This window comes from Rahnella sp. AN3-3W3 (assembly GCF_003263545.1).
GTDB lineage: Bacteria > Pseudomonadota > Gammaproteobacteria > Enterobacterales > Enterobacteriaceae > Rahnella > Rahnella variigena.
In genome coordinates, this window is the sequence record NZ_JYDG01000049.1 from 15,731 (window position 1) to 37,975 (window position 22,245).

General features: G+C 52.3%; 20 protein-coding genes. 12 read left to right on the plus strand and 8 right to left on the minus strand.

The annotated features are described in order from the left end of the window. Nucleotides 1-74: 74 nt before the first annotated feature. The 12 genes from UC15_RS26210 to pduF all read left to right on the plus strand — a co-directional run bounded on the left by UC15_RS26210 (nucleotide 75) and on the right by pduF (nucleotide 12,166). Nucleotides 75-1,811, plus strand: a complete 1,737-nt coding sequence (locus UC15_RS26210; RefSeq protein ID WP_305000165.1) for an iron-containing alcohol dehydrogenase — start codon at nucleotides 75-77, stop codon at nucleotides 1,809-1,811. Further along, a complete protein-coding gene (locus UC15_RS14425; protein WP_112289087.1) occupies nucleotides 1,808-2,494 on the plus strand; it encodes a flavoprotein in 687 nt (228 codons plus the stop codon). Before UC15_RS26210 ends, UC15_RS14425 begins: the two co-directional genes overlap by 4 nt. A gap of 12 nt (nucleotides 2,495-2,506) precedes the next feature. Continuing rightward, complete coding sequence (locus UC15_RS14430) at nucleotides 2,507-2,773, plus strand: EutN/CcmL family microcompartment protein (RefSeq protein WP_112289088.1); 267 nt, start codon at nucleotides 2,507-2,509, stop codon at nucleotides 2,771-2,773. Between the two features lie 9 nt (nucleotides 2,774-2,782). After that, nucleotides 2,783-3,274: a heme-binding protein gene (locus UC15_RS14435; RefSeq protein ID WP_112289089.1), complete on the plus strand. Its 492-nt coding sequence runs from the start codon at nucleotides 2,783-2,785 to the stop codon at nucleotides 3,272-3,274. A gap of 11 nt (nucleotides 3,275-3,285) precedes the next feature. Further along, nucleotides 3,286-4,494 carry a propionate kinase gene (tdcD, locus tag UC15_RS14440; RefSeq protein WP_112289090.1) on the plus strand — a complete coding sequence of 403 codons (1,209 nt, stop codon included), beginning with the start codon at nucleotides 3,286-3,288 and terminating at the stop codon, nucleotides 4,492-4,494. 205 nt (nucleotides 4,495-4,699) lie between these two features. Continuing rightward, entirely contained in the window at nucleotides 4,700-4,981 is a 282-nt protein-coding gene (gene grpH, locus UC15_RS14445; protein ID WP_095925478.1) for a propanediol utilization system shell hexameric protein GrpH, read from the plus strand. A gap of 49 nt (nucleotides 4,982-5,030) precedes the next feature. Beyond that, nucleotides 5,031-5,816, plus strand: coding sequence for a propanediol utilization microcompartment protein PduB (pduB, locus tag UC15_RS14450; RefSeq protein ID WP_112289091.1), 786 nt, complete (start codon nucleotides 5,031-5,033; stop codon nucleotides 5,814-5,816). 42 nt (nucleotides 5,817-5,858) lie between these two features. Next, complete coding sequence (locus tag UC15_RS14455) at nucleotides 5,859-7,382, plus strand: aldehyde dehydrogenase family protein (RefSeq protein WP_112289092.1); 1,524 nt, start codon at nucleotides 5,859-5,861, stop codon at nucleotides 7,380-7,382. Nucleotides 7,383-7,391: 9 nt separating this feature from the next. Then, nucleotides 7,392-7,697, plus strand: coding sequence for a BMC domain-containing protein (locus tag UC15_RS14460; RefSeq protein WP_112289093.1), 306 nt, complete (start codon nucleotides 7,392-7,394; stop codon nucleotides 7,695-7,697). 62 nt (nucleotides 7,698-7,759) lie between these two features. Then, nucleotides 7,760-10,306 carry a glycyl radical diol dehydratase GrpM gene (gene grpM, locus UC15_RS14465; RefSeq protein WP_112289094.1) on the plus strand — a complete coding sequence of 849 codons (2,547 nt, stop codon included), beginning with the start codon at nucleotides 7,760-7,762 and terminating at the stop codon, nucleotides 10,304-10,306. 78 nt (nucleotides 10,307-10,384) lie between these two features. Continuing rightward, complete coding sequence (locus UC15_RS14470; RefSeq protein ID WP_112289095.1) at nucleotides 10,385-11,302, plus strand: glycyl-radical enzyme activating protein; 918 nt, start codon at nucleotides 10,385-10,387, stop codon at nucleotides 11,300-11,302. A 54-nt stretch (nucleotides 11,303-11,356) separates the two neighbouring features. Continuing rightward, complete coding sequence (gene pduF / locus UC15_RS14475; protein ID WP_112289096.1) at nucleotides 11,357-12,166, plus strand: propanediol diffusion facilitator PduF; 810 nt, start codon at nucleotides 11,357-11,359, stop codon at nucleotides 12,164-12,166. Between the two features lie 109 nt (nucleotides 12,167-12,275). Here pduF and UC15_RS26215 read toward each other — a convergent pair whose 3' ends face one another. The 8 genes from UC15_RS26215 to UC15_RS14515 form a co-directional block, all read right to left on the minus strand. Then, complete coding sequence (locus UC15_RS26215) at nucleotides 12,276-12,770, minus strand: BMC domain-containing protein (RefSeq protein ID WP_112289097.1); 495 nt, start codon at nucleotides 12,768-12,770, stop codon at nucleotides 12,276-12,278. 48 nt (nucleotides 12,771-12,818) lie between these two features. Further along, on the minus strand, nucleotides 12,819-13,964 hold the full coding sequence (gene metK / locus UC15_RS14485) for a methionine adenosyltransferase (protein ID WP_112289098.1): 1,146 nt from the start codon (nucleotides 13,962-13,964) through the stop codon (nucleotides 12,819-12,821). Nucleotides 13,965-14,082: 118 nt separating this feature from the next. Then, complete coding sequence (locus UC15_RS14490; RefSeq protein WP_112289099.1) at nucleotides 14,083-15,150, minus strand: AraC family transcriptional regulator; 1,068 nt, start codon at nucleotides 15,148-15,150, stop codon at nucleotides 14,083-14,085. A 17-nt stretch (nucleotides 15,151-15,167) separates the two neighbouring features. After that, nucleotides 15,168-16,397 (minus strand): PocR ligand-binding domain-containing protein, encoded by a 1,230-nt coding sequence (locus UC15_RS14495; protein WP_112289100.1) that lies wholly within the window; start codon nucleotides 16,395-16,397, stop codon nucleotides 15,168-15,170. Nucleotides 16,398-16,690: 293 nt separating this feature from the next. After that, complete coding sequence (locus tag UC15_RS14500) at nucleotides 16,691-17,746, minus strand: LacI family DNA-binding transcriptional regulator (RefSeq protein ID WP_112289101.1); 1,056 nt, start codon at nucleotides 17,744-17,746, stop codon at nucleotides 16,691-16,693. Then, the gene (locus tag UC15_RS14505) at nucleotides 17,747-19,156 is read right to left on the minus strand and encodes a sucrose-6-phosphate hydrolase (protein ID WP_112289102.1); all 1,410 of its coding nucleotides are present in this window, start codon (nucleotides 19,154-19,156) and stop codon (nucleotides 17,747-17,749) included. Beyond that, on the minus strand, nucleotides 19,153-20,526 hold the full coding sequence (locus tag UC15_RS14510; RefSeq protein WP_112289103.1) for a sucrose-specific PTS transporter subunit IIBC: 1,374 nt from the start codon (nucleotides 20,524-20,526) through the stop codon (nucleotides 19,153-19,155). The genes UC15_RS14505 and UC15_RS14510 overlap by 4 nt, the downstream gene beginning before the upstream one ends. 72 nt (nucleotides 20,527-20,598) lie before the next feature. Continuing rightward, nucleotides 20,599-22,179, minus strand: a complete 1,581-nt coding sequence (locus tag UC15_RS14515) for a carbohydrate porin (protein WP_112289104.1) — start codon at nucleotides 22,177-22,179, stop codon at nucleotides 20,599-20,601. Nucleotides 22,180-22,245 lie beyond the last annotated feature (66 nt).

Sequence of the window (22,245 nt, forward strand, 5' to 3'; positions counted from 1 at the left end):
AGAATGTTAGGTTAAATGCATCTTTTTTCGGCCGCCTTCCGTAAGCCGGCATCCTGAGTAAAGGTGTTGAAATAATGGCGAGTTATTTTTTCTCCAGCCCGCGCGTGTACTTTGGCGACGGCGCCCTCACGGCATTAAACAGCCTGATTAATAAGAAAGTGGCGATTGTCACCGATGAATTTATGATGACGTCAGGCAAGGTCGCGTATCTGACGGAACAGATGCCGCAGGCCACGGTATCGGTGTATGGCAAGGTCAGGCCGGATCCGGACACGGATATTTTGCAGGAAGGTGCGGCGCAGTTTAAAGCCTTCCGGCCACAGGTGATTATTGCACTGGGCGGCGGGTCTTCGCTGGATGCTGCCAAAGGCATCAAAGTGACGCTGGAAGAGCACTATCAGCAGAGCGATTCTGAGCAACAGAACATCGAACTGATTGCCATTCCAACGACCAGCGGTTCCGGTTCGGAAGTGACGTCATATGCGATTATTTCTGACCCGCAGAATGGCCGCAAATACCCGCTGGTTTCGCAGGCACTGGTGCCGGATACCGCCATTCTTGATCCGCAACTGGTGCTGAGTGTACCGCGACATATCGCAGTGGATACCGGAATGGACGTGCTGACTCATGCCATCGAAGCACTGGTTTCAACCGGCGCTAATGATTTCAGTGATGCGCTGGCCGAAAAAGCCATCGCCCTGACGTGGCAGCATTTGCCGCAGATTTATGAGGATGATAAAAACGTCGCGGCGCGGACTCATATGCATAACGCTTCCTGTATGGCGGGCATGGCGTTTAACTCGGCCGGCCTTGGGCTGGTGCATGGCATGGCACACGCCATCGGCGGGATGTTGCATATTCCTCATGGTAAAATTAATGCCATGTTGTTGCCATTAATCACCGAATTTAACGCCGCGCATGCCTCGCCCGAAACGACCCGCCGTTACTGTCAGTGCGCACGCATTCTTGGCATCGCAACTGCTGATCCACAAGACATGATCTCCCAACTGGTGCAGAGCCTCCGCCAGCTCAACCGGCAGTTTGGTATTCCCTGCAGCTTAAAAGAACTCGGCACAGATCTGGCAGCATATGAAACGATGCGCCCCTTGCTGACACAGGCCGTGCTGGCCGATGGTTGCACGGCTTCCAACCCCTATACGCCTTGTGCGCAGAGCATTGATCTGCTGCTTTCCTGCATCGCTGAAACCGGCGAATACCGTGCACCGAAGTTTGCCGTGCCGGTGGGTATTTCTAACCGCCACGTGCATTTATGCCGTGAAGATATGGATGTGCTGTTCGGATATGGCTCGACACTGACTCGCCTGAAAGCGGTTAAACAGCCCGGCCAGTTTGCCGCTGAAGAGACCGTTACCTTACGCACGCCCAAAGGTGATATCCCCAATGTACGTGTCCTCGGGCCGCTGCGCAGCGTCACGCAGATTGAAATTTCTGTGGCCGACAGTTTTGTGCTGGGCGTGAAAGCGCCGGTGAGAATGTCAGGCGATCTGGAAAATTCGCCAGGTGTCGAGCTGGTCGGGCCGAAAGGACAAGTCAGCAAACCGCACGGGACCATTGTGGCCTGGAGACACATTCATATCTCCCCGCAGGAAGCAGAACGCCACGGTTTGCGCGATGGCATGGAAATCGATTTGCAGGCACAGGGCCAGCGGGCGGGCATTCTGAGCCATGTGCTGGTGCGGGTCAGTGCGGATGCAGTGCCGGAATTGCATATCGATGTGGAAGAAGCCAACGGCCTGGGGCTGCGCAACGGCGACCTGCTGTTTCGGACCGGCAAGGTGACGCACCCATGAATACGCCGGAGCTTCAGCGTTTGTCACGGCTGATTGATAAGTCGATTGCCGAGCTGCTGGTGCGCGAACGTGCGGCACGCAATGCAGGATGCAAAACCGTGCGCGTGGTGATCACCGGCAGCGATCTGACGACCTTGCCACAGACTCTGAAAAGCCTGCGGGCGCTTGAATCTGCCGGTTATGTGCTCCGGGTGATGTTTTCATACAGCGCCGGACAATCCGGCCTGAAATCTGCGCTACTCTCAGAAATTCAATCGGTTAGCAGTGCCTATGAGTTTTCAACGCTGACTGACGACAGCCTTTATTTGCCGGCGCTTTCCACCAACAGCCTGAGCAAAATTGCGCTGGGGTTACGCGATAACCTCGCGACTACGCAAGTTTTTCACGCGCTCAGCTTAAACACGCCGGTGATTGTCACACTCAATCCCGAACTGCTGCATCTCAGTGACAGTGCGTTTGCGCCGCCGCTGCAGGCCCGGCTGAATGATTATATTGATACGCTCAGGCAATACGGCATTGCGATAAAAGGCCTTGAAGACACTGCCTGCCAAAAGCGACTGATCACAATGAATGATATCCGTCTTCATCACACCAGCGGCGCGCTGCGTATTGGCCGTAACACGCTGATTACGCCCGCTGCGCAAGATGAAATTCGCCGACAGAACATCACCGTGATCCGGTGAACCGGAGGAATTATGTATCTGGCAAAAGTGACCGGCGCGCTGGTCTCGACCACCAAACACGTCTCGTTAAACGGGGCCAAATTACTGATGGTTGCGCGGCTGGATGAGCATTACCAGCCCACCGGCAGCGCCCAGGTGGCGGTGGATTTCGTCGGGGCAGGCAATGGCGAAATCGTCATTATCTCCACCGGCAGTTCGGCGCGCATGAGCAACAGCAAAGAGCATTCTGTGATTGATGCCGCCGTTGTTGGCATCGTCGATCCGCAAGATCTGTCTTAAGGAAACGCTATGTCTGAACAACTCGATGGCTGGATCAGCGCGGTGATTACCCTCCAGGGAACGGGTTCGCAGTGCACGTTTAGCCTGGATGACGGCGCCATGCTGGCGCGGTTTGCCGCTGAAGAAGCGCTGAGTATTGGCGTGCCAATGGTGTTCAGCCTGGCGGATGCCAGCGGCCATCAGCGCTATTTCTTCAGCATGGAGAATGCATTGCTGATAAGCCACCAGCTTGCGCCGGAAAAAGCCCGCACCGCCGTGGCGCTCAAAATGCCCACTCACGAACTTGCTGCGTTGATTCAACCGGGCGCAGCGCTTTACAGCCTGCAACATCAAAACGGCATTTGCTGCATTGGTGGCGGACTACCGTGCTGGTCGAAGGGGATTTTACTTGGCGGGATTGGCATCAGCGGCGGCACGGTTGAACAAGATCTGACTGTCGCGCGCAACACGCTCACACGCTTCAGCGTCGCCCGCTTTGTACTCACAACAGGAAATGATTAACAGGGGTCAACATGTCCTTCGGTTCACTGGTTTTAGTTATTAACTGCGGGTCATCCTCGCTGAAATTTTCGCTGATCCCGTCTGATTCAGGCGCGCCGGTGTTGTCGGGTCTGGCTGAAAGACTGGGGCTGGATAACGCCAGCATGACGCTAAAAAACAGTCACGGACAGAAGACCACGGTGGCGCTGAGCGAAGCCAGCCACGTTTGCGCGCTGAAAGTGCTGTTCAGGGAACTGGCAGAACGCCAGTGGTTGCCTGCGGTACAGGCTATCGGACATCGTGTCGCCCACGGCGGCAATGAATTCAAACAATCGGTTCGCCTCACGCCGGAAGTCATCGAAAAAATCCGTGCGCTGTCGGCGCTGGCGCCTCTGCATAACCCGGCGAATCTGACCGGCATCGATGCGGCCATCGCACTGTTGCCTCAGGTGCCACAGGTCGCGGTGTTTGATACCGCATTTCATCAGACACTGCCGGCGGCGGCCTATACGTATGCCATTCCGCTGGAATATCAGCAACGCTATCAGGTCCGTCGTTACGGATTTCACGGCACCTCGCATCGTTATATTGCGGGCGAAGCGCTGACGATGCTGGATCTCGACCCGGCCGATCATGGCATCCTGATCGCCCATCTTGGTAACGGTTCTTCGGTATGTGCTGTGCAAAACGGGCGCAGCGTGGATACCTCAATGGGCATGACACCGCTGGAAGGGCTGGTGATGGGGACACGCTGTGGCGATCTGGATTTTGGTGCTGCGGCGTATATTGCGACCTGTACTGGTCAGAGTATCGATGCGTTGTACAAAATGGTGAATAACCAGTCAGGATTACTGGGATTGTCCGGGTTATCCAGCGATTGCCGGACCTTACAGGAAGCTCGCGGGCAAGGTGATGCCCGGGCAACGCTGGCGATAGATGTGATGGTTCACCGGCTGGCGCGCCATCTTGGGGCGCATCTGACCTCACTGAAACGACTCGATGCGCTGATTTTTACGGGTGGCATTGGCGAAAATTCAGAGCTGATCCGCGAACTGACGCTTGCGCGGCTTGGTGTGCTGGGGCTGAAACTGGACACGCAGAAAAATCATCACACCTGCGGCGGTCGCACGGGCGTTATCTCATTGCCTGGTTCCCCGCGTGTAGTCGTGATCCCGACCAATGAAGAAAAAATGATAGCGCTGGATGCGGTGGTGATTTGCGCCGCGCAGACGGTGAATTAATTAAAAAGAAAACAAAGAGATTTTATTGTCCGGTTGCCGGATGAAATAACAAGAAAGTCCGGCTGGCGGGCAAAACATTTTGTCGTGAAGTCCTTATTATCATTGTGCGTGAATAGTTTACCTGCAGGATATAAGTGCGCGGATTTTTGGCCGACGTTAATAACCCTGCATTAATTAATTTCTCAACTCAATATCAGAGGTCGTTATGCAACAAGAAGCGTTAGGTATGGTTGAAACAAAAGGTCTGGTTTCTGCAATTGAAGCCGCAGATACCATGGTTAAATCCGCCAATGTCACTCTGGTTGGTTATGAAAAAATCGGCTCAGGGCTGGTTACTGTCATGGTGCGCGGCGATGTTGGTGCAGTGAAAGCGGCGACGGATGCCGGTTCTGCTGCGGCGCTCAAAGTTGGCGAACTGGTATCTGTACATGTTATTCCTCGCCCGCATATTGAAGTTGAAAAAATTCTTCCAAAAGCCGTCGGCTAATAAAGGTCGGTAAACAGTTGTCGGTTAATAACCCCAGAGGATACTGACCATGAGAGATAATCTTGTTGAGCAGATTATATCTGAAGTAGTGAATAAACAGACCAGCGACAATGCCAGGGATAAAAAAGCCGCCAGTATTGCTGGTTGCGGGTTAACGGAATTTGTCGGCACCGCGCTCGGACATACTATTGGTCTGGTTATTGCCAATGTCGATCATCAGTTACATGACGTCATGAATATCGACAAGAAATATCGCTCTATTGGTATTCTTGGGGCGCGAACCGGTGCGGGTCCGCATATATTTGCGGCAGATGAAGCAGTGAAAGCCACCAACAGCGAAATATTATCGGTGGAACTGGCGCGTGATACTGAAGGCGGCGGCGGGCACGGATGTTTAATTATTTTTGGTGCTACTGATGTGTCCGATGTCCGCCGTGCTATTGAAGTGGCGCTGTCAGAGATTGAACGCACGATGGGCGATGTTTACGGCTCTCCGGCCGGTCATCTTGAATTCCAGTACACAGCACGTGCCAGTTTTGCGCTGAATAAAGCTTTCGGTGCGCCGGTCGGTAAAGCTTTCGGCATGACTTGTGCGTCACCTGCGGCCATCGGCGTGGTCATTGCCGATGTGGCGGCCAAATCGGCAGTGATCGAGCCGGTGGGTTACGCCAGTCCGTCGAAAGGTACCAGTTTTAGCAACGAAGTCATTTTCACCTTTGCCGGTGATTCGGGTGCAGTGCGACAGGCCGTAATTGCAGCACGTGAAGTCGGGCTGCAACTGCTTGCCACGCTGGATCCGACGCCTATCAGCTCTACCACCAAGCCCTATATTTAAGGGTTAACCTGGCGAAGCGACGTGAAGTAAGGAATTAACAGCATGAATGATATTGAAATTGCTCAGGCGGTCTCCAACGTGCTGAGCAGGTTTACCAAAACAACGTCAGATACTGCGCCTGAGGCAGTGTCTGAAATCGCTCAGGCAACGGGCGGTGACACGCTCGACGCCATTGTTGCCAGAGCGCTGGCGCAGGCACCTCCTAAAGCTCCTGCAACGGCGGTGCAGTCACCGGCATGTGAGGCAGGCAACGGTGCGTTTGCTTCCATGGATGAAGCGATTGCCGCGGCAGTGCTGTCGCAGGTTCAGTATCGCCACTGTTCAATGCAGGATCGGGCGACGTTTGTTCAGGGCATCCGCGATGTATTCCTGCAGGACGCCGTTTTGCAGGATATTACCCGCATGGCGGTAGAAGAAACCGGCATGGGCAATTACGCCGACAAGCTGACCAAAAACCGCGTGGCGGCACAGAAAACCCCCGGGCTGGAAGATCTCGTTACCGGCGCGCTGAGTGGTGACAGCGGCCTGACCCTGACGGAGTTCTCTGCTTACGGGGTTATCGGTTCGATCACGCCGACCACCAATCCGACAGAAACCATCATCAACAACAGTATCGGTATGCTGGCGGCAGGCAATTCCGTGGTATTCAGCCCGCATCCGCGCTCCCGCAACGTTTCTTTGTACTGTGTTGAACTGATTAACCAGAAACTCGCCGCCCTGGGCGCGCCGGCCAATCTGGTGGTGACGGTAACACAGCCTTCCATCGACAACACCCGCTCGCTGATCAACGACCCGCGCATCAATATGCTGGTGGCGACCGGCGGTCCGGCGATTGTGAAAACGGTAATGTCATCCGGTAAAAAAGCGATTGGTGCCGGTGCAGGCAATCCGCCCGCAGTGGTGGATGAAACCGCCGATATTGAAAAGGCGGCCCGCGACATCATTCGCGGATGTAGCTTCGATAATAATTTGCCGTGCGTGGCTGAAAAAGAAGTGATTGTCGTCAATCAGGTAGCGGATTATCTGATCCATTGCATGAAAAAAAGCGGTGGCTATTTACTGTGTGACAAACAACTTATCCGCCAGCTGGAATCTCTGGTGCTGAACGAAAAAGGCTCCGGTCCTGACACCGCTTTTGTTGGCAAAGATGCTCGCTATATTCTGCAACAACTGGGCGTCAGTGCACCGGAAGACACTAAAGTGATTTTGGTTGAAACCGAGAAAAATCATCCGTTTGTAGTGCATGAACTGATGATGCCGGTGCTGCCGGTGGTGCGGGTCGATAATGTGGATGAAGCCATTGAATTGGCGGTGCAGGTCGAACATGGCAACCGCCATACCGCCATCATGCATTCAACCAACGTTGAAAAGCTGACCAAAATGGCCCGGCAGATCCAGACCACGATTTTCGTCAAAAACGGGCCTTCTTATGCCGGGTTGGGTGTCGGCGGCGAAGGGCATGCCACCTTTACCATTGCCGGACCCACCGGAGAAGGGCTGACGTCAGCGCGTTCATTTGCCAGAACCCGTCGCTGCGTGATGGTCGAGGCCCTTAACGTCAGATAAGGGGCGTCGATGAAAAAACGCATTATTAATGCCCCGACCCCGGACATCGTGGCGATGATAAAACGCAGAATGCCCGGGGAATTTCGTTCAAGGCTTGATCTTATCCGTATCGATGCGATCGGCATGATTATGTTGCCGGTGCCGGATCTGTATTTTTACGCCGATGCTGCCAGTAAAAGCGCCAATGTTGTGGTCTCGGAAATATTCGGTAGTTGTCCACAACATATTACGACGCTTGCTATTTTTGGCGAAGTCGCCGCGGTAAATGAAGCCATGCGAATAATAGAAGACGATAACAATAATAGCGCTTTCTGATTATCCGCTAATAAAAACTATTACTGCCGCAAGGTTAAATCACTCATTTCGGGAGTTACACTATGTTAGAGAAAGGTTTTTCTAATCCGACCGAACGTGTTGTCAGACTCAAAAATATGATCCTGCATGCGAAACCTTATGTTGAATCGGAACGCGCAGTATTAGCAACGCAAGCGTATCAAGAAAATGAACAACTGCCCGCTATTATGCGCAGGGCACGCGTGGTCGAAAAAATATTTAATGAGCTGCCGGTAACTATTCGTCCCGACGAGCTGATTGTTGGCGCGGTGACGATTAATCCACGCTCCACTGAAATCTGTCCTGAATTCTCTTACGACTGGGTAGAAAAAGAATTTAATACCATGGAACATCGGGTCGCCGACCCGTTTATTATCCCGAAAAAAACGGCTGATGATTTGCATGAGGCGTTTAAATACTGGCCGGGAAAAACTACCAGTTCACTGGCGGCATCTTATATGTCGGAAGGCACCAAAGAAAGTATGGCCAGCGGCGTATTTACCGTCGGCAACTATTTCTATGGTGGTGTCGGCCATGTCAGTGTGGATTACGGCAAAATACTGAAAATCGGCTTCCGAGGTATTATTAACCTGGTGACCCGTCAGCTGGAAGCTCTGGACCGTTCCGAACCGGGATATATTAAAAAAGAACAATTCTACAATGCCGTGATTATCAGCTATCAGGCGGCAATCAATTTTGCGCATCGCTACGCGCAGGAAGCGACACGTCTTGCGCAGCTGGAAAGTAATCCAACGCGTAAGCGCGAACTGGAACAAATTGCCCAAAACTGTACGCGGGTGCCGGAAAACGGTGCCAGCAATTTCTGGGAAGCCTGTCAAACCTTCTGGTTCCTGCAAAGCATGTTGCAGATAGAATCCAGCGGTCACTCCATTTCCCCGGGGCGTTTCGATCAGTACATGTACCCGTATCTGGCCGCTGATACTTCCATCTCGAAAGAATTCGCGCAGGAGCTGGTGGATTGCTGCTGGATAAAGCTTAACGACATCAACAAAACCCGCGATGAAATTTCCGCACAGGCATTTGCCGGTTACGCCGTGTTCCAGAACTTGTGCGTCGGTGGTCAGACTGAAGATGGCCGCGATGCCACCAACCCCCTGACTTATATGTGCATGGAAGCCACTGCGCATGTGCGCCTGCCACAGCCGTCTTTCTCCATTCGCGTCTGGCAGGGCACGCCGGATGAATTCCTCTACCGCGCCTGTGAACTGGTGCGCATGGGGCTGGGCGTTCCGGCAATGTATAACGATGAAGTGATCATTCCGGCGCTGCAAAACCGTGGTGTTTCTCTGCACGATGCCCGTGACTATTGCATTATCGGTTGCGTCGAACCGCAGGCGCCTCACCGCACCGAAGGCTGGCATGATGCGGCATTCTTCAACGTGGCGAAGGTGCTGGAAATTACACTGAATAATGGCCGCGTGGGCAGTAAACAATTAGGACCGGTGACCGGCGAAATGACCGGATATGCCAGCATTGATGACTTCTTCACTGCCTTCAAAAAACAGATGGCACACTTCGTTCATCAGCTGGTTGAAGCCTGTAACAGTGTCGATATCGCCCACGGCGAACGCTGCCCGTTACCGTTCCTTTCCGCGCTGGTGGATGACTGCATTGGTCGTGGTAAATCATTACAGGATGGCGGAGCAATCTACAACTTTACCGGCCCGCAGGCTTTTGGTATCGCTGACACTGGGGATTCTGTTTACGCCATCCAGAAGCAAGTTTTTGAAGACCGCAAACTGTCAATGACTGAGCTTAAAAGCGCGCTGGACGCCAACTTCGGTCATGCCATCGGCAGCGTTCCTCATGAAGCAGGCGGTAAGTCATCGCTCGGCGAGCAGGAAATTCATGAGATGGTGAAACGTATCATCAATCAGCATGGTTCTCTCGATCCGGCGGCGATTAAAAATGAAGTTTACCGTCAGCTTGCCAGCACAACTTCTGCGGCTCCGGCTGGCAATAACCCGCGCTTTGAAGAGATTCGCCACATTCTGGAAAACTCACCGTGCTTTGGTAACGACATCGACGAAGTGGATTTGGTTGCGCGCAACTGTGCGCTGATTTACTGCCAGGAAGTCGAAAAATACACCAACCCGCGTGGCGGCCAGTTCCAGGCTGGGATCTATCCGGTTTCCGCTAACGTTTTGTTCGGCAAAGATGTGGCTGCACTGCCTGACGGACGCATGGCGAAAGAACCCCTGGCCGACGGCGTATCACCGCGTCAGGGCAAGGATACACAGGGGCCAACGGCAGCGGCTAACTCAGTGGCTAAACTCGATCATTTCATTGCCTCCAATGGCACGTTGTACAACCAGAAATTCTTGCCGTCTGCTCTGGCCGGTGAACAGGGATTACGTCATTTCAGCGGATTGGTGCGTAACTACTTTGATAAGAAAGGTATGCATGTCCAGTTCAACGTCATTGACCGTAACACTCTGATAGAAGCGCAGAACAACCCGCAGCAACATCAGGATCTGGTGGTGCGGGTCGCCGGATACAGTGCGCAGTTTGTGGTGCTGGCGAAAGAAGTGCAGGACGACATTATCAGCCGTACAGAACAGCAATTCTGATCAGCTACCTTCACGGGCTATGTAGCAATACATAGCCCGTTTTTTAAATAACCTGTGGCGCTGATGGCGGGTCAAGTTATGAATAAAGTCGATTATGAGATGGAAGGCGTGCTGTTTAATATTCAGCGCTATTCTTTGCATGACGGGCCGGGGATCCGCACTATTCCTTTTTTTAAAGGTTGTCCGCTGTCATGCAAATGGTGCAGTAATCCGGAATCACAACATCCTAAGCCGGAATTAATTTTTAAGAAGAGCGATTGTATTCGCTGTGGTAAATGCATTGAGGCATGCAAGCAGCAGGCATTATCTGTAAGTAATGCTTTCTTTATTGATCGCGAACGTTGTATTCAGTGCGGCAAATGTACGCAGGTTTGTCCGACACAGGCTCTTGAAATGAAAGGTAAACGCATGACGGTCGCTGACGTTATGCGGGAACTACAAAAGGAAGAAAATCTCTACCGCCGTTCGGGTGGCGGCATCACGCTTTCCGGCGGTGAACCGCTGGCGCAGCCTGCTTTTGCCCGGGAACTGCTGAAAGCCTGTAAGGAAAAGGGCTGGCACACGGCCATGGAAACGACCGGTTTTACCACGCCGGAGGTGATTGCCGATGTATTCCCTTACGTTGATCTGGCACTTACCGACATTAAAGCGATTAATCCGGCCATTCATCTGGCGAATACCGGGATTGAAAATAGTCAGATCCTGGAGAATTTGCTGCGTATTTCATTCCTGACCAAAACCATTGTGCGTATTCCGGTGATCCCTGGCGTGAATGATAATCCCGAAGAAATACACAATATTGCGGAATTTGCGCGGCTGATGTCTAACGTCGATACCTTGCATTTATTGCCTTATCACTCTTTTGGTGAAAATAAGTATGGCCTGCTGGGGCGTATTTATCCGATGGGCGAAGCAGACAGTATTGCCGAATCGAAAATGGAATTATTAAAAAGAGAAGTTGAGTCGTCTGGTTTTCATTGCCATATCGGCGGCTGAGTTTCCGTTAAGGAAATCCAGCCTTATAAAACAATTATCGGGAAGGGTCGTTGTATGAATGATTCAGTGAAGACGCAATGTATTGCGGAATTTCTTGGTACCGGCTTATTTTTGTTTTTTGGCATCAGCTGTCTTGCGGCAGTAAAAGTTGCAGGAGCCAGTTTTGGGTTGTGGGAAATCTGCATTGTGTGGGGGCTGGGGATTTCGCTGGCTGTCTATCTCACCGCAGGCATTTCCGGCGCACACCTGAATCCCGCGATCACCATCGCTCTGTGGCTGTTTGCGCGTTTTCCCGCCCGTAAAGTGGTGCCATATATTATCGCCCAGGTGGCCGGGGCATTCGGCGGCGCGCTGCTGGCATACATGTTCTACCATAATCTGTTTATCAATTTTGAAACCGCCAACCATATGGTACGCGGCAGTGTGGAAAGCCTTCAACTGGCCAGCATTTTCAGTACTTATCCTTCGGAGGCCATCAGCGTGTGGCAGGCGGCGTTTATCGAAATCGTCATAACCTCGATTCTGATGGGGCTGATCATGGCGCTGACCGACGACGGCAACGGTGTGCCGCGTGGCCCGTTAGGTCCGTTGCTGATCGGCATTTTGGTCGCGGTTCTTGGCGCTTCCACCGGTCCGCTGACTGGTTTTGCCATGAATCCGGCGCGTGATTTTGGCCCAAAATTATTCACTTTCTTTGCCGGTTGGGGTGACATCGCCATGACCGGCGGTCGGGACATTCCTTATTTCCTGATCCCAATTATTGCGCCTGTTATCGGTGCTTGCCTGGGTGCTGCGGTGTATCGCCTGTGTATAGGTAAAAACCTGCCGGGTAACGCGCCGGTGGCGGAAGTTGCCAAACCTTAGATTTCATTTAGCCCATAAAAACCAGCCCATAAAAACAGCCCATAAAAAACGGCGGTGCCAAATGCATCGCCTTTTTTTTATCTGCATATTACGTTTATTTGCTTTAGGTTTATTTTCTACGGCCAGCGCCGCGAGGCTTTTGGCTGTTGTTTACAGTGACCGTTGATTGCTCTTTCTTCGGTGCCTCTTCTGAAAAATCCATAAATGTGGATTGATCCGACGTTTCTTCCACATTCAGTTCCTCCACATTCAGCACCGGAATAGTTTGTGGGTTTTCAAAGAGCACGGGTTCAGCTTCAGGCTCGGCAGCGGTTATGCCGAGGGTATCTGCAGAATAAATCATGCATTCAATGTGTTGCGCCGTGCGGGCAATCACTTTGTGCGCATAAACGGTGCCTACTTTGCTGGCCGCCATCACGCCCGCTGCGACCCCCGCGTTAATCGCGCCTATTTCGCCTTCGAATTTGACGGTGACCATACCGCCACCTTTGGTGAGTTCATAGCCGATAAGCGTAACGTGCGCGGATTTTATCGCGGCATCCGCAGCTTCTATTGCCGCGGCCAGACCGACAGTTTCAATTAATCCCAAACTTTGTCCGGGCATAAGTCGCTCCTGTTAACAGATTCAAGGTGAAGTGCGTCGCGCACTGTTTCAGGCGTTATCGTGCAGTGCCTGTGCTTTATCGGTCTTTTCCCAGGGGAAAATGTCGCGACCAAAATGGCCGTAGCAGGCGGTCTGACGGTAACGCGGGACGAGCAAATCCAGCGTCGCGATGATGCCGCTGACGCTGAGGTCAAAATGTCGGTTCACCCGCTGCACCAGCTGTTGCTCCGTCAGCGGGCTGCTGCCAAAAGTGTCGATACGGATGGCGACCGGGCGGGGCAGGCCGATGGCCCAGGCGAACTGGACTTCGCAGCGTTCTGCCAGCCCCGCCGCGACAATATTTTTTGCCACATAGCGTGCGGCATAAGCGGCCGAGCGATCGACTTTCGACGGATCTTTACCCGAAAACGCACCGCCGCCATGACGGGCTACGCCGCCGTAGGTATCTACGATGATTTTCCTGCCAGTCAGACCACAATCGGCTGCCGGACCGCCGGTGGTAAATTGTCCGGCGGGGTTGATCAAAATACGGGTTTGCGGCGTTAGCAAACGGGCAGGAATAACCGGTTTGATGATCTCTTCCAGCACCGCTTCGCGAAGTTGTGTAAGAGAAATTTCCGGGCAATGCTGCATTGAAATTACCAGCGTATCGGCGGATACCACCTGATGCTGCCGATAGCGCAACGTCACCTGGCTTTTGGCGTCTGGACGCAGGAAGGGCAGGTCCCCCGACTGGCGTAACGCCGCCTGACGCGCCATCAGCAGGTGCGCATATACCAGCGTCGCCGGCATATATTCCGGCGTTTCATTGCAGGCATATCCGAAAGTGATGCCCTGATCGCCCGCGCCCAGTGAGTCAGGGGTTGTGCCGCCGATACCTTGTGCGATTTCGGCAGACTGTTTACCCAGCATATTCAGTACGGCGCAGGTTGCGCCATCGAAACCCAGGCTGGAATGGTTGTAGCCAATTTCTTTAATGGTGTGACGGATAACCGATTCGATATCAACATGGGCGGTTGAGCTGATCTCCCCGGCCACAATGGCTACGCCGGTTTTGACCAGGCATTCACATGCCACTCTGGCCTGTGGATCCTGTAAAAGAAAGGCGTCCAGAATGGCATCAGCTATCTGGTCGGCCATTTTATCAGGGTGCCCGGCGGCAACCGATTCAGAGGTAAAAAGAGAGTCTTCCAAAGTCGCGCCACGTTGTTCAAAGGTTCCCCCATGGTAGGGGGCGGTGGCTGAAAGCAACGTAAATTATCTTGCGGGCAGGGTGGACTTTTTTGCCCTTACGGCGAGCCCGCGCACAAAATTAGCCCGCTTGTGAATTGACGGGTTCCGGTGCGACGATTTTACGGAAATCAGAAGGTGACATGCCGGTCTCTTTTTTAAATATCCGGCAGAAGTAGTTGGCGTCCTGATATGACAGTTCCAGCGCGATGGTGTTGATTCTGAGATCGCTGAACTGCAGAAGTGATTTGGCTACGCTTAACTTGCGGGCAGCGATGTAATTTGAAAAACCATAGCCGGTCATTTTCTTGAAGGCCCGGCTCAGATAGCAGGAACTGACGAAGGAGCGTGCGGCAATATCGTCGAGCGTCAGATTATTAAGAATGTTTTTCTCAATATGGAATCTGGCGCGATCGATAAAACTCATGGTGCCCGAAAAGTGCTTTAGTGCATGGTCGAAAACGTCCTCGCTAATGCTTAGCAAGCCGGTCATGATGCGGAAATAGGCTCCCGGCGTAATGCCAGACTGGCTGATTTCCTGGATCATTGCCGTCACTTTCTTCCCGGCGGGCAGTCCTTTATCTCCCAGTGAAGAAAGATGCTGATGCAGTAATTCGAGTATATCCGTTAGTAATTTGCGTTGACTGATGCCGGAAGGCGTACCCGCGCAGGCGTCATCGAGCGCATTCAACAGAAACTGATGCCATCGATGATAATCGCAGTGTTCGATCATCTCGCCGACAGATTGTTTGAGTGCCCGCGACGCCGCAATGTCCATATCACTGACTTCCAGGGTTTTGCTGATGGCGTCGGTCAGTGTGCTTTTCTTCACCGGTTTCAGCAGATAATCATCCACTTTCAGGTTCAGCATGCTGCGTACAATATCAAAGTCGTCATTAGCGGTAGTGACAATGACTTTGGTGCTGGCACTTTTGGTGCGCAGATATTCAATCACCTGATTGCCGTTAGGCAGCGGAATATTGATATCGACCAACATCATATCGATTTGATCGAGCTGGTCGATCAGCTGGATGGCTTTTTTGCCGGTATTGGCTTCATGCACCACGGAATTATCGACGTACTGAGACACAATGCGTCGCAAAGATTCAGATTCAATCAGTTCATCTTCTACAATCACAATATTGTACATAGTCTTTTCTCCCTGTTTCAGGCTTGCAGCATGGGGAATTTAAGAGTGATGGTGGTCCCCATTCTTGGCTGATGCGCGCTGGAAATCACCAGACCATAGCTTTCGCCGAATAACAGCTGAAGCCGGTTTTTTATATTATTAATGCCGATACCGCCTTTCTGACGGTTTTCGTCACCGGATAAAATGTTGGCAATATCAGCACGTGACATGCCGTCGCCGTTGTCGGTCACCTCGAGAATGACATCGTGCCCGTCGTCAGTCGCGCTGATGCGTAGCAGACTGGGAGTGTCTCTCGGCTCGACAACGTAATTGAAAAAGTTCTCGACCAGGGGCTGCAAAATCAGGAACGGGCAGACGACATCAAGGTATTTTTCCGGAATATCACACTCATAATCGAAGCGTTCATTCATGCGGACTTTCTGAATTGACATGTAGCAGGTGACATAATTAATTTCATGGCTTAGCGTAATCAGGCCATGATTATTTTTGCGCAGCAAATAGCGCATCATGTCGGAAAAATCATGCACCATGGTTTCTGTGCGCTGTGCATCTTCCAGATATGCCAGCCGGCCAATGGTATTTAATACGTTAAACAGAAAGTGCGGGTTAATCTGATAAGACAGGGCTTTAAATTCCGCTTCATGCAATGAACGTTCTATTTCCACTCTTTTACGCAACTCATCGGTGAGTTCGAGATCTTTGCGGTGCAGTTCCCGCTGAATATTGTTGGTATGCGCCTGTTCTACCAGATACGACGAGACATGTAATAATGTGGAGGCGGTCGATTCGAAACGATCGTAAGGCATGCGTTTAGCATCATGATGTAAGTCGATCAACCATTCATTTTCTTTCCATATTTCGTTGTTATCGAGAATATAGGGAATGGTGCGCTCTTTCTCTTCCTCGACTTTTACCTGGCCGGAAATAAACGCACCAAGATAATGATCGTTAATCATGATCGGCACAGCGAACTCAACAAAGCCGCAGTAACAGCGGTATACCACTGGTTTTCCGGCCTCCATAGCGGCACGTCCACCGGCGTTATCACTTTCGTAGCAGTGGTTCGCCAGCGATTCATTAAGACGTGACCGGGCGCAGAAATCTGAAAACCCGCTGGCCTGTGTCACCGGAACGCCATCCTGATCGACTACCACTAAGGCAATCATCATCGATTTACTAAAATTATCCTGGAGAGTTTGAAGTCTTTTTACATCAAGAAATTCATGCAATTTATATTTCTTATTCATTATGATTACCTGCACTGGTAATTAAATACATTCACCGTATAAATATACAGGAGGGCACCTTTATGTATTTTGAAACCCGTCACAGCGGGGGCAATTTAATTAGCCAGGAATATTAATTTATATGTACTGATGTTAATTATAAGTGTGAAAATTAGTCAGGTATTTGCCGTTCAGACGCAACATGCTCAACGTGCTCTCCCCGCATGGATGACCACAAAGAACAATGCAGGCGGAATAAATCAGATGATGCGAAATGAATTATCACATCATCTTGTTGCGAGAGTATTTACTATTTATTTGATCTGCGAGAAGTGCCGGGAACGCCAGTGCAATTTAGGGGTCAGGAAGCATTGGGTTTGTGCGATGGGTTGTTCATTCATCAGGTCACTGATCATGCTGAAGCAGTGCATAGCCAGTTCCCCGCAGTCCTGCGCGACCGTGTCGATTTTCACGGAAAGGGAATCGTACAGATAGTGGTCGTCAAAACTGCACAGATGGATATCGCTCTCGAGCAGCTGATGCTGGCTCATATAGCGCAGAACGCCTTCCATCAGGCCGCAGGAAGCCACGAAAAGTGCTTTGGGCGGACGTCCAAGTCGGGCGCACAGTTGCGCAAACATTTCATAGCCGGAGCTTGGCTGGTAATTGCCGTAAACAATCCAGTCCGGATTCAGGCTGACACCCGCCCGCTGCAGGCCAAGCTGATAACCCGCGAGGCGGTCACGGGTAGGGGAAATTCGCGGCTGTCCGCCAAGAAAATAAAATTCATCACGCTGGGTTTGCGCTATACGCGAGACCAGTTCTGCTGAGGATTCGATGGCTTCACAGACCACAATCGGCAGCTGCGTGTCCTGCATATGGCGGTCAAATAAGACGACAGGTAACTGCTGGCTGATTTTTACGTATTCTGCATCGCTGAGCATGCTGGATGCGACAATCAGTCCGTCGACCTGACGCTGGATCAGATTATTGACCACCATGGTTTCCTGACTGGTATTTTCATCCGTGCAGGCAATCAGCAGCTGCATGCCGTTCTCGCGACACAGCGTCTCAAGTTCGTTGGAGCAGGCAGCAAAACCATAGTTGGTCATTTCCGGGACGACCAACCCAAGTGTGAAGCTGCGCGTGACATTGAGCGAACGGGCGTGAATGCTGGGCTGATAATGATGTTCAGCCGCCACAGCGAGTACCCGATCCCGGGTGGGATCGGAGATTCGAAACTTCTTGCTGTGTCCGTTGAGTACCTGGCTGGCAGTCGATTTTGAGACGCCAGCCAGTTCGGCTATGCCACTGATAGTGATGCGTTTGGTCTTTTTCACTGCGCCATATTCTGTTGTCCGGAAAGACATTTATTCTATCACGCATTCCGCCAACGACCAGTGGCGCAGCGTAATCTGATGAGAACCCCGCAAGTTCAATTGTGCCGGTAAAACAGGGAAATAGCGTGAGGACATCACCGCTTCTCCGCCATTAATGAAAATTTCAAGGCTCGACGCATCGCTTAACACCGTTAGTTTGTGCAGCGCGCCGCGCCAGATACGCTGTTCCGCCAAGCCAGTGCGTCGGTTTTTTCGCGTTAAACGCAGACATTCCCCGTCGAAGCTGAGCGTCATGTCGCCACCTAAATCCGCGCTGAAAACCTGTTCTGTGACAATTTCCGTCTCGGCTTTTGTGATGTCCAGTGGAGGGCAATCGTCGGCAATCCCCTGCCATGCCTGTTCATCACGACGGAGTTGTTGCAGCTCACGTGCCGGTTTTTGCATGATTTTACCCGCCACCAGCGTCAGTTCGCGCGGGCAGGTCATCGTATGCAGCCAGCCATTTTGTATTGTCGGCTGGAAAAATTCATCTCCGTCCGGTATTCCCATCCATCCAATCAGCAGGCGTCGCCCGTCATCCGTTAGCGTGGTCTGCGGCGCATAAAATTCGAAGCCCAGATCCAGCTCAGTGAATTCGCCGTGCTCAAGGGTCGCATTGTCGTAATCCAGTTGCCCGACAAAATAACCCGACTGGAAAGTATTCAGATAACGGTCAGATTCCGCCGCTAAACCTTGCGGACAGCAAATCAGAATGTCGTTATCTGCCAGCCTGAATAAATCCGGGCATTCCCACATGTAGCCGAATTCGCCCAGCCCGTATAAACCTGAACCGGCAATTTCCCCCAGAAGATCCCAGGCTGATAAATCCTCAGATCGCAGCAGTAACACTTTGCCTTTGAGGCTGAGATCCTGAGCGCCCAGCACCATGTACCAGTGGTTTTCATGCCGCCAGACTTTCGGATCACGCACATGTCCGGTATAGCCTTCCGGCAGATTAAGTACCGGCCCGGTTTTATCAAATTCGCCGTCTGCATTTTCGCGCGCCAGACACTGAAATGCCGTACGGCTGCCATCGGGATACTTCACGTTACCGGTATAAATCAGCGTCAGCTGACCGTTATCTGTCACGGCTGAGCCTGAATAACAGCCGTGGGATTCGTAGGCTTCTGAAGGTGCCAGCGCCAGCGGTTCATGCTGCCAGTGGAGTAAATCTGCCGAACTCCAGTGCCCCCAGAATTTAGCACCGTGCGCGCAGGCCAGCGGGTTCCATTGATAGAACAAATGGAAACGACCGTTATGCTGAATAAATCCGTTCGGGTCATTGAGCAGCCCGACCGGCGGCGCGAGATGCCAGCCGGGGCGGTAAGGGTCTGCCGCCGCTTTAACCTGACCGGCGACCACGCTGCACAGTGCTTTTTTCAGCAAACTGGTTTCCGTCATTTCTCACTCTCCGTGTTGTATTTCAGCAGCAATGACAGCAGGAATGCGCTGCCGAAGGCAATCACCAAACCGATCAGGTAGCTGAGAATCGAGCTGGCCTGCACGATAGCCAGCCCCGGAATGCCGGTCAGACCGACTGCCGTCATATTGACGTGCATCGCCACCACCCAGGCACCGCCGAGCGCACCGCCCGCGAGCGCCGCCAGAAAAGGCTTCATAAAGCGCAGGTTGATCCCGAAAATTGCGGCCTCCGTAATACCCAGCATGGCGGAAAACGCCGAAGGCACTGCGATGGCTTTAATTTTCGCATCACGCGTTTTGAAATAAACCGCCAGACAGGCACCGCCCTGCGCAACGTTAGCCATCGACCAGATCGGCAGCAGGAAATTCACGCCGATATTTGGATTACCCAGTAAACCGGCTTCAATAGCATGGAAGCTGTGGTGAATACCGGTGATGACGATAACCGAATATAGCCCGCCAAATATCAGCCCCGCGAACCAGCCTGCATGAGTGATCAATGTACTGAGAATAAAGGAGATGCCGTCACCCAGCGCACGACCCGCCGGGCCGATAATCAGGAAAGCGATAAAGCCGGAAATGATCACGGTCAGGAAAGGCGTCAGGATCAGATCCAGCGCATCCGGAATGATTTTACGCAGGCGTTTTTCGATGAAACTCATGAACCACACCGCCAGCAGCACCGGGAAAACCGTGCCCTGATAGCCGATCATCGCAATCTCAATACCAAAGAAATTCATGGTATGGAAACCGCTGGCGACGCCCCAGGCGTTAGTCAGCGCCGGATGAGTCAGAATGCCGCCCAGCGTAGCGCCGAGGAACGGGTTGCCGCCAAATTCCCGCGCGGCGGTGAACCCAATCAGAATTGGCAGAATGATAAACGCCGCTGAGCTGAACATATCGAGCATGATAAAAATCGCGCTCTCCGGGTTGGCCCAGCCGTAGGTTTTCACCATGCCGAGCAGCCCCATCAGCAGGCCGGATGCCACAATCGCCGGAATGATCGGCACGAAAATATTCGACAGCACGCGGGCGATGCGCTGGAACGGATTCAGCTTTTGCGCCGCAATATCCGCGGCTTCAGATTTACTGGATTCGCTGATACCGGCCACTTTAATAAATTCGGCGTAGACCTTGTTCACCAGCCCCGTACCAAAAATGATCTGAATCTGTCCGGCATTGCTGAAACAGCCTTTAACGCCTTCGACCTGTTCGATAGCACTTTTGTTGATCAGGTTGTCGTCTGCCAGCACCAGGCGCAGACGGGTGGCACAGTGTGCCGCGCTGGCAATATTCTCCTTGCCACCCAACAGCGGAAGCAATTCAGTCGCGATTGCATTGATATTCATAGAATCCCTTAGTTTTTCATTATCATTTACGCCCGGTCTGGCCGGGCGTTTTTTTAAATCAGACCCTGCCGTTTAGAACCAGGTTTCCATCTGGATGCCAAAGTTCCATTGTCCGCCCGCCGTGAATCCGTCAGTACCAAATGAGTCCGCGGAGGAATAACTGTCGAGCTCTTTGCTCCAGTCCATATACGTGGCGAAGAAGCGGATTTCCGGACGACTCAGCATGTCGCTGATATCGCCTACCTTGAAGGTCGGTGCGAAGGTCAGTTTGTAGAAACCGCCTTTCACTTTGTTGTAATCGCTGTAACCCTGTGGATTGAGATCCATATACTGATAGCTGCCTTCATACGCTAATTCGAAGTTCTCGGTAATTTGCTGGATCAGGCGCGTGTTAAAGGTCAGCCATTTGTAATCATCGCCAGAGACATAACGGTCTTTGCTCTGCTGCGCCAGAACCGCCGGGGCGATACTCCAGTTTTTGCTGAGCGGCGTGATGCCATATGTTGCCAGACGCAGCGTACTGGCATCGTCAGTCAGACGTCCGTCAGAGCCCAGCGCTTTCACTTCTGCGCCCAGCCCGTGCCCGTAAAGCAAGGCTGTTTTTGATGTCCCTTCGCGCAGGCCGTAGAAACTGTCGCCGTGATACGCCAGCATCGTATGGAAGCCGGTGTCCGCGGCGGTGCTGGTCCCCTGGTTGCCGGTATTTTCACGATCCTGATTATTTTTGGCACGCAGGCCGCTCAGCATCCACTGGAATGGACCGGCATAGTTGTTGGCCGTGACAATGTAGTTTTCGATGCGGGTGTCGTCGTTATTGTCGTCTTTCAGATCGTCAAAGTTTCTTCCGTAAAGCGAGAAGTTACTTTTCAGGTTATCGCCCCATTTGACGTCGTAGATCCCGCCGCCGGTACCCGCCAGGAAGATGATGTCGGAATCCAGCCAGTGAATGTCGAAATTATCTCTGTCAAAGCGTTTACCCGCCCAAAGCGTGGAATCTTTCCAGACCCCAGTGAATGTCGGCAGCGACCCCAGTTCGACAAACGCCTGACGGATATTTAAATCGCTGGTCGCGCCGGTCCAGTCGTTGTAGCTGCGCTGACCATCAGCCAGCATGACTTTGTAGCGGGAGGTCGCACCGCTGGCCATCGTCTGGTTGTGCTCCAGATTCAGTTCGACGTAGGTGTTATTTTCGTTACCCAGACGCCCGACTGCACCGCCTGTTTGTCCGGCTGGGGTGACGTACGGGCCACTTTCCGTTGAGGTGCCAGAATCGTTCATGATCACGCCGGAACGGGCATAACCACTGAATTTAAACCCGCTGTTATCACTGCTGTTGCTTTTGGCATTGCTGGCTAACGTTTCGGTGCGTTTAGCCACATCGGCAGTTTGCTGCTGGGTGATTTCAGCCGTCTTGGCCACCTGACGGGTTTGCTGTTCGTTGCTGGCGGTGCGTGTCTCGAGTTGTTTAACCTGCTGTTCTGCCTGGGTAGCACGGGCTTCGGCCTTAGCGGCGCGGCTTTCAGCGAGTTGTAGTCGTTTTTCCATCGCCGCAAAGCGGGCTTCAATTGCACTGGAAGAAAGATCGGCCCCCTGAGCCGCAGAAGAAAGAATAAGTCCAATAGCAACAGCAAGATAGCGAGGTTTCATCATCATTTTTATCCCTTCAGAGGAAGTTTAATTATTATGGGAAAACCATTTTGCTAAATTGCTAAACTGGTT

Coding starts and splice junctions, on each gene's coding strand:
- pduB (WP_112289091.1), top strand. CDS start 5,031: ATGAGAGATAATCTTGTTGAGCAGATTATATCTGAAGTAGTGAATAAA.
- UC15_RS14505 (WP_112289102.1), bottom strand. CDS start 19,156: ATGACGGAAACCAGTTTGCTGAAAAAAGCACTGTGCAGCGTGGTCGCC.
- UC15_RS14500 (WP_112289101.1), bottom strand. CDS start 17,746: ATGTCTTTCCGGACAACAGAATATGGCGCAGTGAAAAAGACCAAACGC.
- UC15_RS14430 (WP_112289088.1), top strand. CDS start 2,507: ATGTATCTGGCAAAAGTGACCGGCGCGCTGGTCTCGACCACCAAACAC.
- UC15_RS14455 (WP_112289092.1), top strand. CDS start 5,859: ATGAATGATATTGAAATTGCTCAGGCGGTCTCCAACGTGCTGAGCAGG.
- UC15_RS14435 (WP_112289089.1), top strand. CDS start 2,783: ATGTCTGAACAACTCGATGGCTGGATCAGCGCGGTGATTACCCTCCAG.
- UC15_RS14460 (WP_112289093.1), top strand. CDS start 7,392: ATGAAAAAACGCATTATTAATGCCCCGACCCCGGACATCGTGGCGATG.
- UC15_RS14495 (WP_112289100.1), bottom strand. CDS start 16,397: ATGAATAAGAAATATAAATTGCATGAATTTCTTGATGTAAAAAGACTT.
- pduF (WP_112289096.1), top strand. CDS start 11,357: ATGAATGATTCAGTGAAGACGCAATGTATTGCGGAATTTCTTGGTACC.
- grpM (WP_112289094.1), top strand. CDS start 7,760: ATGTTAGAGAAAGGTTTTTCTAATCCGACCGAACGTGTTGTCAGACTC.
- UC15_RS26215 (WP_112289097.1), bottom strand. CDS start 12,770: ATGCCCGGACAAAGTTTGGGATTAATTGAAACTGTCGGTCTGGCCGCG.
- UC15_RS26210 (WP_305000165.1), top strand. CDS start 75: ATGGCGAGTTATTTTTTCTCCAGCCCGCGCGTGTACTTTGGCGACGGC.
- UC15_RS14425 (WP_112289087.1), top strand. CDS start 1,808: ATGAATACGCCGGAGCTTCAGCGTTTGTCACGGCTGATTGATAAGTCG.
- UC15_RS14515 (WP_112289104.1), bottom strand. CDS start 22,179: ATGATGATGAAACCTCGCTATCTTGCTGTTGCTATTGGACTTATTCTT.
- grpH (WP_095925478.1), top strand. CDS start 4,700: ATGCAACAAGAAGCGTTAGGTATGGTTGAAACAAAAGGTCTGGTTTCT.
- UC15_RS14470 (WP_112289095.1), top strand. CDS start 10,385: ATGAATAAAGTCGATTATGAGATGGAAGGCGTGCTGTTTAATATTCAG.
- tdcD (WP_112289090.1), top strand. CDS start 3,286: ATGTCCTTCGGTTCACTGGTTTTAGTTATTAACTGCGGGTCATCCTCG.
- UC15_RS14510 (WP_112289103.1), bottom strand. CDS start 20,526: ATGAATATCAATGCAATCGCGACTGAATTGCTTCCGCTGTTGGGTGGC.
- UC15_RS14490 (WP_112289099.1), bottom strand. CDS start 15,150: ATGTACAATATTGTGATTGTAGAAGATGAACTGATTGAATCTGAATCT.